The sequence below is a fragment of the Flavobacterium sp. WC2409 genome, assembly GCF_041200085.1.
Lineage (GTDB): Bacteria > Bacteroidota > Bacteroidia > Flavobacteriales > Flavobacteriaceae > Flavobacterium.
This window is the reverse complement of the sequence record NZ_CP165625.1, coordinates 140,459-153,716: the sequence shown is the minus strand read 5'-3', so window position 1 is coordinate 153,716 and position 13,258 is coordinate 140,459. Positions and strand designations below refer to the sequence as shown.

Annotated in this window: 27 protein-coding genes; all 27 read right to left on the bottom strand. The window is 34.8% G+C overall.

Features of this window, described 5'->3' with window-relative positions:
* Positions 1-57 precede the first annotated feature (57 nt).
* Positions 58-1,050 carry a DNA-directed RNA polymerase subunit alpha gene (locus tag AB3G34_RS00660; protein WP_066080995.1) on the bottom strand — a complete coding sequence of 331 codons (993 nt, stop codon included), beginning with the start codon at positions 1,048-1,050 and terminating at the stop codon, positions 58-60.
* A 21-nt stretch (positions 1,051-1,071) separates the two neighbouring features.
* Positions 1,072-1,677, bottom strand: coding sequence for a 30S ribosomal protein S4 (rpsD, locus tag AB3G34_RS00655; protein ID WP_187017215.1), 606 nt, complete (start codon positions 1,675-1,677; stop codon positions 1,072-1,074).
* A gap of 90 nt (positions 1,678-1,767) precedes the next feature.
* Positions 1,768-2,151 carry a 30S ribosomal protein S11 gene (rpsK, locus tag AB3G34_RS00650; protein WP_024981527.1) on the bottom strand — a complete coding sequence of 128 codons (384 nt, stop codon included), beginning with the start codon at positions 2,149-2,151 and terminating at the stop codon, positions 1,768-1,770.
* Between the two features lie 8 nt (positions 2,152-2,159).
* Complete coding sequence (gene rpsM / locus AB3G34_RS00645; RefSeq protein ID WP_073210387.1) at positions 2,160-2,534, bottom strand: 30S ribosomal protein S13; 375 nt, start codon at positions 2,532-2,534, stop codon at positions 2,160-2,162.
* Between the two features lie 2 nt (positions 2,535-2,536).
* Entirely contained in the window at positions 2,537-2,653 is a 117-nt protein-coding gene (gene ykgO / locus AB3G34_RS00640) for a type B 50S ribosomal protein L36 (protein ID WP_008992256.1), read from the bottom strand.
* 12 nt (positions 2,654-2,665) lie between these two features.
* Entirely contained in the window at positions 2,666-2,881 is a 216-nt protein-coding gene (gene infA, locus AB3G34_RS00635; protein WP_007136545.1) for a translation initiation factor IF-1, read from the bottom strand.
* Positions 2,882-2,885: 4 nt separating this feature from the next.
* Positions 2,886-4,232 (bottom strand): preprotein translocase subunit SecY, encoded by a 1,347-nt coding sequence (gene secY, locus AB3G34_RS00630; RefSeq protein ID WP_367773562.1) that lies wholly within the window; start codon positions 4,230-4,232, stop codon positions 2,886-2,888.
* Positions 4,233-4,243: 11 nt separating this feature from the next.
* A complete protein-coding gene (gene rplO / locus AB3G34_RS00625) occupies positions 4,244-4,696 on the bottom strand; it encodes a 50S ribosomal protein L15 (protein WP_367757213.1) in 453 nt (150 codons plus the stop codon).
* An 11-nt stretch (positions 4,697-4,707) separates the two neighbouring features.
* Positions 4,708-4,890 carry a 50S ribosomal protein L30 gene (gene rpmD, locus AB3G34_RS00620; protein ID WP_187010092.1) on the bottom strand — a complete coding sequence of 61 codons (183 nt, stop codon included), beginning with the start codon at positions 4,888-4,890 and terminating at the stop codon, positions 4,708-4,710.
* A 12-nt stretch (positions 4,891-4,902) separates the two neighbouring features.
* Positions 4,903-5,430, bottom strand: coding sequence for a 30S ribosomal protein S5 (rpsE, locus tag AB3G34_RS00615; protein ID WP_369753124.1), 528 nt, complete (start codon positions 5,428-5,430; stop codon positions 4,903-4,905).
* A 6-nt stretch (positions 5,431-5,436) separates the two neighbouring features.
* Positions 5,437-5,787 (bottom strand): 50S ribosomal protein L18, encoded by a 351-nt coding sequence (rplR, locus tag AB3G34_RS00610; protein WP_367757211.1) that lies wholly within the window; start codon positions 5,785-5,787, stop codon positions 5,437-5,439.
* Between the two features lie 11 nt (positions 5,788-5,798).
* Entirely contained in the window at positions 5,799-6,341 is a 543-nt protein-coding gene (gene rplF, locus AB3G34_RS00605) for a 50S ribosomal protein L6 (RefSeq protein WP_367757209.1), read from the bottom strand.
* 15 nt (positions 6,342-6,356) lie between these two features.
* Positions 6,357-6,755, bottom strand: coding sequence for a 30S ribosomal protein S8 (gene rpsH, locus AB3G34_RS00600; RefSeq protein ID WP_072945389.1), 399 nt, complete (start codon positions 6,753-6,755; stop codon positions 6,357-6,359).
* A 71-nt stretch (positions 6,756-6,826) separates the two neighbouring features.
* The gene (rpsN, locus tag AB3G34_RS00595; RefSeq protein WP_126745308.1) at positions 6,827-7,096 is read right to left on the bottom strand and encodes a 30S ribosomal protein S14; all 270 of its coding nucleotides are present in this window, start codon (positions 7,094-7,096) and stop codon (positions 6,827-6,829) included.
* Between the two features lie 3 nt (positions 7,097-7,099).
* Positions 7,100-7,651, bottom strand: coding sequence for a 50S ribosomal protein L5 (gene rplE / locus AB3G34_RS00590; RefSeq protein ID WP_367757206.1), 552 nt, complete (start codon positions 7,649-7,651; stop codon positions 7,100-7,102).
* A 2-nt stretch (positions 7,652-7,653) separates the two neighbouring features.
* Positions 7,654-7,968 (bottom strand): 50S ribosomal protein L24, encoded by a 315-nt coding sequence (gene rplX, locus AB3G34_RS00585; protein ID WP_026707009.1) that lies wholly within the window; start codon positions 7,966-7,968, stop codon positions 7,654-7,656.
* Between the two features lie 11 nt (positions 7,969-7,979).
* On the bottom strand, positions 7,980-8,348 hold the full coding sequence (gene rplN / locus AB3G34_RS00580; RefSeq protein WP_007136556.1) for a 50S ribosomal protein L14: 369 nt from the start codon (positions 8,346-8,348) through the stop codon (positions 7,980-7,982).
* A gap of 2 nt (positions 8,349-8,350) precedes the next feature.
* Entirely contained in the window at positions 8,351-8,611 is a 261-nt protein-coding gene (rpsQ, locus tag AB3G34_RS00575; RefSeq protein ID WP_016989323.1) for a 30S ribosomal protein S17, read from the bottom strand.
* Positions 8,612-8,628: 17 nt separating this feature from the next.
* Positions 8,629-8,820, bottom strand: coding sequence for a 50S ribosomal protein L29 (gene rpmC, locus AB3G34_RS00570; protein WP_035668115.1), 192 nt, complete (start codon positions 8,818-8,820; stop codon positions 8,629-8,631).
* A 13-nt stretch (positions 8,821-8,833) separates the two neighbouring features.
* On the bottom strand, positions 8,834-9,259 hold the full coding sequence (gene rplP, locus AB3G34_RS00565; protein ID WP_367757203.1) for a 50S ribosomal protein L16: 426 nt from the start codon (positions 9,257-9,259) through the stop codon (positions 8,834-8,836).
* An 18-nt stretch (positions 9,260-9,277) separates the two neighbouring features.
* Complete coding sequence (rpsC, locus tag AB3G34_RS00560) at positions 9,278-10,027, bottom strand: 30S ribosomal protein S3 (protein WP_026707012.1); 750 nt, start codon at positions 10,025-10,027, stop codon at positions 9,278-9,280.
* 6 nt (positions 10,028-10,033) lie between these two features.
* A complete protein-coding gene (rplV, locus tag AB3G34_RS00555; RefSeq protein WP_007136561.1) occupies positions 10,034-10,444 on the bottom strand; it encodes a 50S ribosomal protein L22 in 411 nt (136 codons plus the stop codon).
* Positions 10,445-10,450: 6 nt separating this feature from the next.
* Complete coding sequence (gene rpsS / locus AB3G34_RS00550) at positions 10,451-10,729, bottom strand: 30S ribosomal protein S19 (protein ID WP_007136562.1); 279 nt, start codon at positions 10,727-10,729, stop codon at positions 10,451-10,453.
* 6 nt (positions 10,730-10,735) lie between these two features.
* On the bottom strand, positions 10,736-11,560 hold the full coding sequence (gene rplB / locus AB3G34_RS00545) for a 50S ribosomal protein L2 (RefSeq protein WP_369753121.1): 825 nt from the start codon (positions 11,558-11,560) through the stop codon (positions 10,736-10,738).
* A 9-nt stretch (positions 11,561-11,569) separates the two neighbouring features.
* Positions 11,570-11,860 carry a 50S ribosomal protein L23 gene (gene rplW / locus AB3G34_RS00540; protein ID WP_026707015.1) on the bottom strand — a complete coding sequence of 97 codons (291 nt, stop codon included), beginning with the start codon at positions 11,858-11,860 and terminating at the stop codon, positions 11,570-11,572.
* 6 nt (positions 11,861-11,866) lie between these two features.
* A complete protein-coding gene (gene rplD / locus AB3G34_RS00535) occupies positions 11,867-12,496 on the bottom strand; it encodes a 50S ribosomal protein L4 (protein WP_367773559.1) in 630 nt (209 codons plus the stop codon).
* Positions 12,496-13,113: a 50S ribosomal protein L3 gene (gene rplC, locus AB3G34_RS00530; protein ID WP_367757197.1), complete on the bottom strand. Its 618-nt coding sequence runs from the start codon at positions 13,111-13,113 to the stop codon at positions 12,496-12,498. Before rplC ends, rplD begins: the two co-directional genes overlap by 1 nt.
* Between the last annotated feature and the right edge of the window lie 145 nt (positions 13,114-13,258).

Genomic DNA, 13,258 nt, shown 5'->3' with positions numbered 1-13,258 from the left:
TATTTTTATACTTTCATCTTGATACTATCCGCTTTGGAGATCAAAATATGAAGTAATTTATTCTTTATCTAGTTTGTATTTTGCTAAATCCATACCGAAGTTCAAATTCTTCACAGCCACAAGTTCATCAAGCTCTGTTAAAGATTTTTTACCGAAATTACGGAATTTCATTAGGTCATTTTTATTGAACGATACTAAATCACCAAGTGTATCAACTTCAGCCGCTTTCAAACAATTTAATGCTCTAACAGATAAATCCATATCAACAAGCTTAGTTTTAAGCAATTGTCTCATGTGTAATGATTCTTCATCATATGATTCTGTTTGTGCGATCTCATCAGCCTCAAGTGTAATTCTTTCGTCAGAGAACAACATGAAATGGTGAATTAGAACTTTGGCAGCTTCAGTAAGTGCATCTTTTGGATTAATAGAACCATCAGTTTTTATTTCAAAAACTAATTTTTCATAATCTGTTTTTTGCTCTACACGGAAGTTTTCAATTGCATATTTTACATTTTTTACCGGAGTAAAAATGGAGTCTGTAAAAATGGTTCCAATTGCAGCATTCTGTTTTTTGTTCTCTTCAGCAGGAACATATCCTCTACCTTTTTCGATTGTTAAATCGAAGTTCAGTTTGATTTTACTATCTAAATTACAAATAACTAGTTCTGGGTTTAGAACTTGGAAACCTGAGATAAATTTTTGAAAATCACCTGCTGTTAATTGATCTTTACCAGAAACAGAAATAGTAACTGCTTCATTATCTATATCTTCAATTTGACGCTTAAAACGTACTTGTTTAAGATTAAGAATAATTTCGGTAACATCTTCAACAACTCCTGAGATAGTAGAAAACTCATGATCTACACCTTCTATGCGGACAGATGTAATTGCATAACCTTCTAATGCTGAAAGCAAAACTCTTCTAAGTGCATTACCAACGGTCAATCCGTATCCTGGTTCTAAAGGTCTGAATTCAAACTTACCTTCAAAATCGGTTGAATCGATCATGATAACTTTATCGGGCTTCTGAAAATTAAATATTGCCATAAATTTCGACTAAGTCAATTATTATTTGTTGTACAACTCTACGATTAATTGTTCTTTAATGTTTTCTGGAATTTGAAGTCTAGCTGGTACAGTTACAAAAGTACCTTCTTTAACATCATTATTCCAAGTAATCCATTCATAAACATGACTTGAATTAGATAAAGAACGTTCGATAGCTTCTAATGATTTAGATTTTTCACGAACAGCAACTTTATCACCAGGTTTAAGGTGGTAAGAAGCAATATTTACTACATCACCATTTACAGTGATATGTCTGTGAGAAACTAATTGTCTAGCGCCTCTTCTAGAAGGAGCAATACCCATTCTAAACACAACGTTATCTAATCTTGCCTCACATAATTGTAAAAGAACTTCACCAGTAACACCTTTAGTAGCTGATGCTTTTTTGAATAAACCTCTGAATTGTTTTTCTAAAATTCCGTAAGAATATTTAGCTTTTTGCTTTTCCATTAACTGGATTGCATATTCAGATTTTTTTCCTCTTTTTTTAGCCATCCCGTGTTGTCCAGGTGGGTAATTTCTTTTTTCGAAAGATTTGTCATCTCCGAATATTGCTTCGCCAAATTTACGAGCAATTCTAGTTTTTGGACCAGTATATCTTGCCATTTCTAAAAATTAAATTAAGGTAGAGATTATGAATTCAGGTCATATCCTTCGATAATCGTATATTCTACCTAGTTATACTTAAATATATTATTAAACTCTACGTCTTTTTGGAGGACGACATCCGTTGTGAGGCATTGGAGTAACATCGATAATCTCTGTAACTTCAATTCCACCGTTATGCAAAGAACGGATAGCAGACTCACGTCCGTTTCCTGGTCCTTTAACATACACTTTCACTTTTTTAAGTCCTGCTTCAAGAGCTACTTTACTACAATCTTCTGCTGCCATTTGGGCTGCGTATGGAGTATTCTTTTTAGAACCTCTAAAACCCATTTTACCAGCTGAAGACCAAGAAATAACTTCACCTTTTTTGTTTGTCAAAGAAATGATGATGTTATTGAAGGTAGCAGAAATATGAGCTTCTCCCGTTGATTCAACGATAACTTTACGTTTTTTTGCAGTTGCTTTAGCCATATTACTTATTATTTAGTTGCTTTTTTCTTGTTAGCAACAGTTTTTCTTTTACCTTTTCTTGTTCTAGAGTTATTCTTAGTTCTTTGTCCTCTTAAAGGAAGACCAGTTCTATGACGGATACCTCTGTAACAACCAATATCCATTAAACGTTTGATGTTTAAAGAAACTTCAGAACGTAATTCTCCTTCAATTTTGAATGCTGATACAGCTTCACGAATTGCTCCGATCTCGTCATCATTCCAGTCTTGAACTTTTTTATCTTGGCTTACTTGAGCTTTTTCTAAAATCTCAATAGCTCTACTATTTCCTAATCCGAAGATGTAGGTAAGTGCTATAACACCTCTCTTGTTTTTCGGGATATCTACCCCTGCTATTCTTGCCATAACTATCCTTGTCTTTGTTTAAATCTAGGATTCTTTTTGTTTATAACGTACAATCTCCCTTTTCTACGCACAATTTTGCACTCGGGACTTCTCTTTTTTACTGATGCTCTAACTTTCATTGTGAATATCCTTTAATATCTATAAGTAATTCTTGCCTTTGACAAATCGTAAGGACTCATTTCTAGTTTCACTTTATCACCAGGTAATAATTTGATGTAATGCATACGCATTTTTCCAGAAATGTGAGCAATAACGATATGTCCATTCTCTAATTCTACACGGAACATCGCATTTGATAATGCTTCAATGATTGATCCGTCTTGTTCTATTGCTGATTGTTTTGCCATAAAATTAAGCTACTGCTTTTCTATTTTTTCCACTTTTCATTAAACCATCATAATGTTTGTTTAACAAGTATGAATTGATTTGTTGAATTGTATCTATTGCAACACCAACCATAATGATTAATGAGGTACCCCCAAAAAACATTGCCCAAGATTGTTGAACATCCATAAGACTTACAACAATCGCTGGGAACACAGCTATTAGAGCAAGAAATAAAGATCCTGGGAAAGTTATCAAAGACATCACCTTGTCAAGAAAATCAGAAGTTTCAACTCCTGGTCTAACACCTGGAATAAAACCACCACTTCTTTTCAAATCATCAGACATCTTATTAGTAGGAACAGTAATCGCAGTATAAAAGTAAGTAAATACAACAATTAATGTTGCGAATACAAAATTATACCAAAAACCGAACATGTTACTAAAAGCACCAACAATAGACTGTGATGCATCAGATTTTGATAACCCAGCAACAGCAGCAGGAATAAACATAATTGCTTGAGCAAAGATAATAGGCATCACTCCTGAAGCATTAAGCTTCAAAGGAATCCATTGTCTATTACCACCCATTAAATCTTGTTCATAATCTCCTGAAGTAGTACGACGAGCGTACTGAACTGGTATTTTTCTAATTGCCATAGTCAATAAAACACAAGCAACAATAACCAATAACCAAATAATAATTTCGATAACCAATAACATTGGTCCTCCGTTGTTATTAGTAACCCTAGTTGTAAATTCTTGTATAAATGCCTGAGGAAATCTAGCAAGTATACCAACCATAATTAAAAGCGAAATACCATTTCCAATTCCTTTATCAGTTATTTTTTCTCCTAACCACATGGCAAAAATTGTACCTGTAACTAAGATAATTACTGAAGAAAATAAGAATTCAAAAGAATTAAACCCTAATAAAAATGCACTACTAGGTAAAGTTCTATATAGATTATAGATATATGTTGGTCCTTGTACTAAAGTAATAACTATAGTCAACCAACGTGTAATCTGATTAATCTTTTTTCTACCACTCTCTCCATCATTTTGAAGTTTTTGCAAATAAGGAATAGCAATTCCCATAAGTTGAACAACAATAGATGCAGAAATGTAAGGCATAATTCCTAAAGCAAAAACTGACGCTTTAGAGAAAGCTCCACCCGTAAACATGTCTAAGATAGATCCAATACCACTTTTGGTTTGGCCAGCTAAACTATTTAATTGTGTTGCATCGATTCCCGGAAGCGTAACGTGTGCTCCAAAACGATAAACTAAAAGCAGACCTAATGTGATTAGGATTCTGTTTTTTAGTTCTTCGATTTTCCAAACATTACTTATTGACTCAATAAATTTCTTCATAAATTGAAAAATTATATTGTTACAGCTTCTCCTCCAGCAGCTTCAATAGCAGCTTTTGCAGTAGCAGTAAATTTGTGAGCAGTTACTTTTAATTTTGCTTTCAATTCTCCTCTTCCTAAAATCTTAACGATTTCATTTTTAGTTGCCAAACGGTTAGCTACATAAGTTGTCATATCGACAGCATCTGTAATTATACCATTATCAACTAATAATTGAAGCGTATCTAGATTCACACCTTCGTAATCTTTACGATTGATGTTTGTAAAACCAAACTTAGGCACACGTCTTTGAAGTGGCATTTGCCCTCCTTCAAAACCAATCTTTTTAGAATATCCAGAACGAGATTTTGCTCCTTTGTGACCTCTTGCAGAAGTACCACCTTTTCCAGAACCTTCTCCTCTACCTAATCTCTTATTTTGATTGTGCGTTGCCCCTTCAGCTGGTTGTAAGTTACTTAAATTCATAACAGTATTTGTTATTTAGTTTCCTCTACAGAAACTAAGTGTTTAACTTTGTTTATCATCCCAAGGATTGCAGGGTTTGAGTCATGTTCTACAACTTGACCCATTTTACGTAGACCTAAAGCTTCTAATCCTCTTTTTTGATCAAGTGGACAGTTGATTTTACTTCTAACTTGTTTTACTAATAATTTAGCCATAATTTCCTTGAATTAACCTTTAAAAACTTTTTCTAAAGAAAGCCCTCTCTGTTTTGCAACAGTATAAGCACTTCTCATTTGTAATAAAGCATCAAAAGTTGCTTTTACTACGTTGTGAGGATTTGATGATCCTTGAGATTTAGATAATACATCGTGAATACCTACTGACTCAAGAACTGAACGAACAGCTCCACCAGCAATAACTCCTGTACCATGAGAGGCAGGAATTAAAAATACACGTGCACCACCAAATTTACCTTTTTGTTCGTGTGGTACTGATTGACCATTCAAAGGAATTTTTACTAAATTTTTCTTAGCATCTTCTACTGCTTTCGCAATTGCTTCAGAAACATCTTTAGATTTTCCTAATCCATGTCCTACAATACCATTTTCATCACCTACAACTACAATAGCAGAAAAACCAAAAGCTCTACCACCCTTTGTAACCTTAGTAACACGATTTACACTTACCAAACGATCTTTTAATTCAAGACCACTAGGCTTTACTAACTCTACATTCTTGTATTTACTATTAGACATACTATATTAGAATTTAAGTCCAGCCGCTCTCGCGCCTTCCGCTAATGATTTAATACGACCATGATATAAATAACCTCCTCTATCGAACGTTACTACATCTATTCCAGCTTTAATAGCTTTCTCAGCAACTAGTTTTCCAACTGCAGTTGCCACTTCAATGTTCGTACCTTTACCTATTTCTTTTTCTCTTGAAGAAGCAGCCAATAAAGTAACTCCGTTTACGTCATCAATAAGTTGAGCATAAATTTCTTTGTTACTTCTAAATACAGAAAGTCTTGGATTAGTAGCAGTACCACTAATCGTTTTTCTAATTCTGAATCTAATTCTTTGTCTTCTTTCAGGTTTCGTTAATGACATAATCTTATTTTTTAAGCTGATTTACCTGCTTTTCTTCTTAATACTTCACCTACAAATTTAACACCTTTTCCTTTGTACGGCTCAGGCTTACGGAAAGCTCTAATTTTTGCCGCAACTTGACCTAAAAGTTGTTTGTCAAACGATGTTAGTTTAACAATTGGGTTTTTACCTTTTTCAGATATAGTTTCTAAACTTACTTCTGGAGCAATTTCTAAAACAATATTGTGAGAATATCCAAGAGCTAAATCTAATTTTTGTCCTTGATTAGAAGCTCTATAACCAACTCCTACCAATTCTAATGATTTTGTAAAACCGTCAGTTACACCGATAATCATGTTATTGATTAAAGATCTGTACAATCCGTGTTTTGCTCTTTGGTCTTTGTGATCAGACGATCTATCCACTTGAACTTGACCGTCTTCAACCGTTACAGTAACGTCCGAAAACTCCTGTGTAAGTTGACCATTTTTTCCTTTAACTGTAATAATACCGTCTTTAACTTCTACAGTTACACCAGCAGGGATTACAATTGGATTTTTACCTATTCTTGACATCTTATAGTCTTTTTATTAGTATACGTAACAAATTACTTCTCCACCAACATTAAGTTGTTTGGCTTTCTTTCCAGTCATCAAACCTTTTGATGTAGAAACAATAGCAATTCCTAATCCATTAAGGATTCTAGGAATAGAAGCTGAACTTGAATATTTACGTAAACCTGGTTTACTAATTCTTTGGATATCTTTAATTACTGACTCTTTAGTATCTTTATCATACTTCAAAGCAATTTTGATCGAACCCTGAACAGCGTTGTCTTCAAATTTGTAACTTAAGATATAACCTTGATCAAATAAGATCTTAGTTATTTCTTTTTTTAGATTAGATGCAGGGATTTCGACAACTTTGTGGTTTGCAGCCACAGCGTTTCTAACCCTTGTTAAATAATCTGCAATAGGATCTGTATACATATGTATTAATTTGCGATTATGGTTTTCTCCAGACTTTCTTTCGAACCTTTAACCAATTAAAATTCAATTTTTTACCAACTAGCTTTTTTAACACCTGGTATCAATCCATTATTAGCCATTTCACGAAATGTAACACGTGAAACACCGAATTGACGCATATACCCTCTTGGTCTACCTGTTAATTTACATCTATTATGCAAACGAACTGGCGAAGCATTTTTCGGTAATTTCTGCAAACCTACGAAATCTCCAGCTTCTAACAAAGCTTTTCTTTTCTCAGCATATTTAGCTACCGTTTTTTCTCTCTTAACCTCACGGGCTTTCATTGATTCTTTAGCCATATCTTAATTCTTTTTAAAAGGTAATCCTAATTCAGCCAATAATGACTTTGCTTCCTTATCAGTTTGAGCAGAAGTAACAAAAGTGATATCCATTCCAGATATTTTGTTTACTTTATCAATATCAATTTCTGGGAAAATGATTTGCTCTAAAACACCAAGGTTATAGTTTCCTCTTCCGTCGAAACCAGTAGCTTTAATACCACTGAAATCTCTAACACGTGGTAAAGCTGAAGTAATAAGTCTATCTAAAAACTCATACATTCTTTCTCCACGCAAAGTAACTTTTGCTCCAATTGGCATTCCCTTTCTCAATTTAAAAGACGCAACGTCTTTCTTTGAAATAGTAGATATTGCTTTTTGTCCAGTTATCTTTGTCAATTCATCAACCGCATAGTCGATTAATTTTTTATCAGAAACTGCTGCTCCAACTCCACGGCTTAAAACGATTTTCTCCAATTTAGGAACTTGCATTACGTTTACATATCCGTACTCTTCTGTAAGAGCAGAGATAACTCTACTCTTATATTCTTCTTTTAGTCTAGGTGTATATGCCATTACTATAGTACTTGATTAGATTTTTTTGAAAATCTTACTTTCTTATCTCCTTCAACTCTAACTCCAGTTCTAGTTGCTTCCTTAGTTTTAGGATCAATTAGAGAGATGTTAGAAATTTGAATAGAAGCTTCTTTTTTCACAATACCACCTTGAGGGCTTTTTGCACTTGGTTTCGTGTGTTTTGAAACCATGTTTACACCTTCAACGATTGCTTTGTTTTTCTCACGGTCAACACGTAATACTTTACCTTCTGACCCTTTGTGATCTCCAGCAATTACTCTTACGATGTCACCTGTTTTTATTTTTAGCTTTATCATCTTAAAACGAATTAAAGCACTTCTGGTGCTAATGATACAATTTTCATGAATTGTTTTTCACGAAGTTCTCTTGCTACCGGTCCAAAAACACGAGTTCCTCTCATTTCCCCTGCAGCGTTCAAAAGAACACATGCATTGTCATCGAAACGGATATAAGAACCATCGGCTCTTCTCACTTCTTTTCTGGTACGTACAACAACTGCAGTTGAAACAGCTCCTTTTTTAACGCTTCCGTTTGGAGTTGTATCTTTGATAGAAACTACAATCTTGTCACCAACAGAGGCATACCTTCTTTTGGTACCTCCTAAAACACGGATAGTTAAAACTTCCTTTGCTCCAGTGTTATCTGCTACTTTTAGTCTTGATTCTTGTTGTACCATAATTATTTAGCTCTTTCTAGGATTTCAACTAATCTCCAACATTTTGATTTACTTAAAGGACGCGTTTCGCTAATTCTTACAGTATCTCCAATGTTACAGTCGTTTGTTTCGTCGTGTGCAACGTATTTCTTTGTTTTCAACACGAACTTACCGTATAATGGGTGTTTTACTTTACGCACTTCTGCAACAACAATAGATTTATCCATTTTGTCCGAAGTTACAACACCAACTCTTTCTTTTCTTAAATTTCTTTTTTCTTCCATCTTTCAGCAGATTACAATTATTGTAACTCTCTTTTTGTAAGTTCAGTAGCTAATCTTGCAACTGTTCTTCTCACACTTCTAATTTGAAGTGGATTCTCAATTGGAGAAATAGCGTGAGCCATTTTTAGGTCGGCATATGCCTTCTTAGTTTGACTAAGTTTTTCTTGCAACTCCGCTGCAGAAAGATCTTTTATTTCTGATTGTTTCATAATATAATATAGATTATGCTTCGAAATCTCTAGCAATAACGAATTTAGTTTTTACTGGAAGCTTTTGAGCTGCAAGACGTAACGCCTCTTTCGCAACTGACAAAGGTACTCCTCCAATTTCAAACATAATTCTTCCGGGTTTAACAACGGCAGCCCAATACTCAACTGCTCCTTTACCTTTACCCATACGTACCTCAAGAGGCTTCTTAGTAATTGGTTTGTCTGGAAATATTTTGATCCATAATTGTCCCTCTCTTTTCATGAAACGTGTAGCAGCAATACGAGCTGCTTCAATTTGACGAGAAGTTAAAAACATTCCATCTTCATGTACAGATTTAATACCAAACATTCCATTAGAAAGTTCATGCCCTCTTCCAGAGTTCCCTTTCATTTTACCTTTTTGTACCTTACGGTATTTTGTTCTTTTAGGCTGTAACATTTTTCTTTAATTTAAAAATTACTTTCTTTTACGAGCGTCTGGTTTTCCACCTTTATTAAAGTTAGATTTCCCACGAGGAGAATCTCCACCTTTTCCGCCAGATTGTTTCTTGTCCATTCCAGCAAGCGGAGAAAGATCTCTCTTTCCGTAAACTTCACCTTTCATGATCCACACTTTGATACCCATTCTACCATAAGTAGTATGCGCTTCAGCTAATGCATAATCAATATCGGCTCTGAAAGTTGATAAAGGAACTCTTCCTTCTTTGAAACCTTCTGAACGTGCCATCTCAGCACCATTCAAACGACCAGAAATCAAAACTTTGATACCTTCAGCGTTCATACGCATAGAAGCAGCAATAGCCATTTTGATTGCACGTCTGTAAGAAATACGGCTTTCGATTTGACGACAGATGCTTGTAGCAACTAGATACGCGTCAAGTTCAGGTCTTTTAATTTCAAAGATGTTGATTTGAACCTCTTTGTCAGTAATTTTCTTAAGTTCTTCTTTTAACTTGTCTACCTCTTGTCCACCTTTTCCGATAATGATACCAGGTCTAGCAGTAGTGATAGTAACGGTTACAAGTTTCAAAGTTCTCTCGATGATTACTTTTGATACACTAGCTTTTGATAAACGAGCATGGATATACTTTCTGATTTTGTGATCTTCGGCAAGTTTATCACCATAATCATTTCCACCATACCAGTTTGAGTCCCATCCTCTGATGATACCAAGTCTATTTCCAATTGGATTTGTCTTTTGTCCCATCTTGTATTAAATTGCTTGTGTGTTATTAATAGATCCAAGCACGATTGTTACGTGATTAGAACGTTTTCTAATTCTGTGTGCACGACCCTGTGGAGCTGGACGAAGTCTTTTCAACATCATTCCACCATCTACTGTAATCGTTTTAACAAATAAACCTGCTTCTTCCATATTAGCGTCAGGGTTTTTTGCTTGCCAGTTAGCAATTACAGATAAAACCAATTTTTCTAATTTTCTTGAAGCTTCTTTAGAACTAAATCTTAAGATGTTTAGTGCTCTTTCTACCTTCTGACCTCTTACCAAGTCCGCTACTAAGCGCATTTTTCTAGGTGAAGTAGGGCAGTTATTCAATTTCGCGAAAGCAATAGACTTATTAGCCTCTTTTCTCGCATCTGCTGTTTCTCTTTTACGAACTCCCATTGCTTCTTATTTTTTACCTTTATTTTTTGCTCCAGCATGACCTCTAAAAGATCTAGTTGGTGAAAATTCTCCTAATTTGTGACCTACCATGTTTTCTGTTACGTAAACTGGTACAAATTGACGACCGTTATGAACTGCGATAGTTTGCCCAACGAAGTCTGGAGTAATCATAGAAGCTCTAGACCAAGTCTTTACTACTCCTTTATTCCCACCAGCGATGTTTTCTTGAACTTTCTTGTCTAACTTATAATGAACGAAAGGTCCTTTTTTTAATGAACGTGCCATATCTTATTATTTCTTTCTACGTTCTACGATATACTTGTTACTCGGGTTTTTCTTAGAACGAGTTCTATAACCTTTTGCTGGTATTCCATTTCTTGAACGTGGATGTCCACCAGAAGAACGTCCTTCACCACCACCCATTGGGTGATCGACAGGGTTCATTGCTACAGGTCTTGTTCTAGGTCTTCTACCTAACCATCTTGTTCTACCTGCTTTACCAGATACAACTAATTGGTGGTCTGAATTAGAAACAGCTCCAATTGTAGCAGAACAAGTCAACAAGATTAATCTTGTTTCACCTGAAGGCATTTTAATTGTAGCATATTTTCCATCTCTTGCCATCAATTGAGCAAATGTTCCAGCAGAACGAGCAATTACAGCCCCTTGTCCTGGTCTCAATTCGATACAAGAAATTACAGTTCCTAGTGGAACTCTACCTAAAGGTAATGTATTTCCAATTTCAGGTTGAGATTCTGGACCAGAAACTAATTTCTGACCAACTTTCAATCCGTTTTGAGCAATTACATATGTTTTCTCACCATCAGCGTAAGCTAATAAAGCGATAAACGCAGTACGATTTGGATCATATTCGATTGATTTAACCGTAGCAGGAATTCCTTCTTTAGTACGTTTAAAATCAATAATACGATATCTCTGCTTGTGACCACCACCCGTATAACGCATGGTCATCTTTCCTTGACTATTTCTACCTCCAGAGTTTTTTATCGGCGCTATCAAAGAGCGTTCCGGCTTATCAGTTGTAATGGCGTCATAACCATTCACAACTCTAAATCGCTGACCTGGGGTAATAGGTTTTAATTTTCTTACTGACATTTTTCTATCTTAGATATTGTTGTAAAAATCAATTGTTTCTCCTTCTTTTACTTGAACAATTGCTTTCTTAATTGCATTTGTTTTTCCAGTAATTAAACCACTTTTAGTGTATTTTGTAGTTCTATCCGGCCTTACGTTCATCGTGTTAACACTCAAAATAGTTACTCCATAAGCAGCTTCAACAGCTTTCTTAATCTCAACTTTATTTGCTTTTTTATTAACAACGAATCCGAAGCGGTTTAAAACTTCACTTTCTTTGGTTACTTTTTCTGTTACTATAGGTTTAATTATGATGCTCATATCCTATTATTTACTTAAATTTTCTTCAATTATCTCCAAAGAACTCTCTAAAAGAACTAAGTTATTAGCATTTAAAATAGCGTAAGTGCTTAATTCTAAGCTACTTACTACGCTAGAGGCCTTTAAATTGCGTGAGGACAAATATACATTTTTATTCGTATCGCCCAACACAAATAGAGATTTTTTATTATCTAACTCTAAAGCTTTCAAAACATTAATGAAATTTTTAGTGTTTGGAGTTTCAAAACTAAAGTCTTCAAGAACGATAATATTTGACTCTTTTGCTTTAATAGAGAAAGCTGATTTTCTTGCCAAACGCTTCAAGCTTTTATTCAATTTAAATGAATAACTTCTTGGTCTTGGTCCAAAAACCGTTCCTCCACCTTTAAACAATGGATTCTTTGCACTACCCGCACGAGCAGTACCAGTTCCTTTTTGTTTTTTAATCTTACGTGTACTTCCCGCAACTTCAGCTCTTTCTTTAGCCTTGTGCGTTCCTTGTCTTTGATTAGCTAAATATTGCTTAACATCAAGGTATACAGCGTGATTATTTGGTTCAATTGCGAATACTGAATCAGAAAGTTGAACTTTTCTGCCAGTATCTTTTCCGTTGAAATCTAATACTTTTACTTCCATTACTTGTGAATGATTACATAAGAGTTGTTATGACCAGGAACACATCCTTTAATAACAAGTAGATTCTTCTCAGTAACTACTTTTAAAACTCTAAGGTTTTGAACGTTTACATTTTCTCCTCCCATACGTCCAGCCATACGCATTCCTTTGAATACTCTAGATGGATAAGAAGAAGCCCCTACAGAACCTGGCGCTCTTAAACGGTTATGTTGACCATGAGTTGCTTGACCAACACCACCAAAACCGTGACGTTTTACAACCCCTTGAAAACCTTTACCTTTAGATACACCTTGTACATCTACAAATTCTCCTTCAACAAACATAGAGACATCAATAAGATCCCCTAGTTTTTGTTCTGTTGCAAAATTTTGGAATTCAACGACTTTTTTCTTAGCTACAGTTCCCGCTTTTTTAAAGTGACCTAAAGCCGCTTTTGTGGAATGTTTCTCGTTTTTGTCATCGAAACCAAGTTGCAACGCTTCGTACCCGTCAACACCTTTGGTTCTGACTTGGGTAACAACACATGGACCAGCTTGAATTACCGTACAAGGAATATTCTTCCCGTTCTCATCAAAGATGCTAGTCATGCCGATTTTTTTACCAATTAACCCAGACATAAATATTAATTATTAATTATTAAATATAAAAATAGAACACATCATTTAAGTGAACCCTTATTTTTAAAGTGGTGCAAAAGTATAACTTATTTACACACAATCCAAAAAAAGTTTTCACTTAAACAAAGTGCCCTTAATTTTCCTT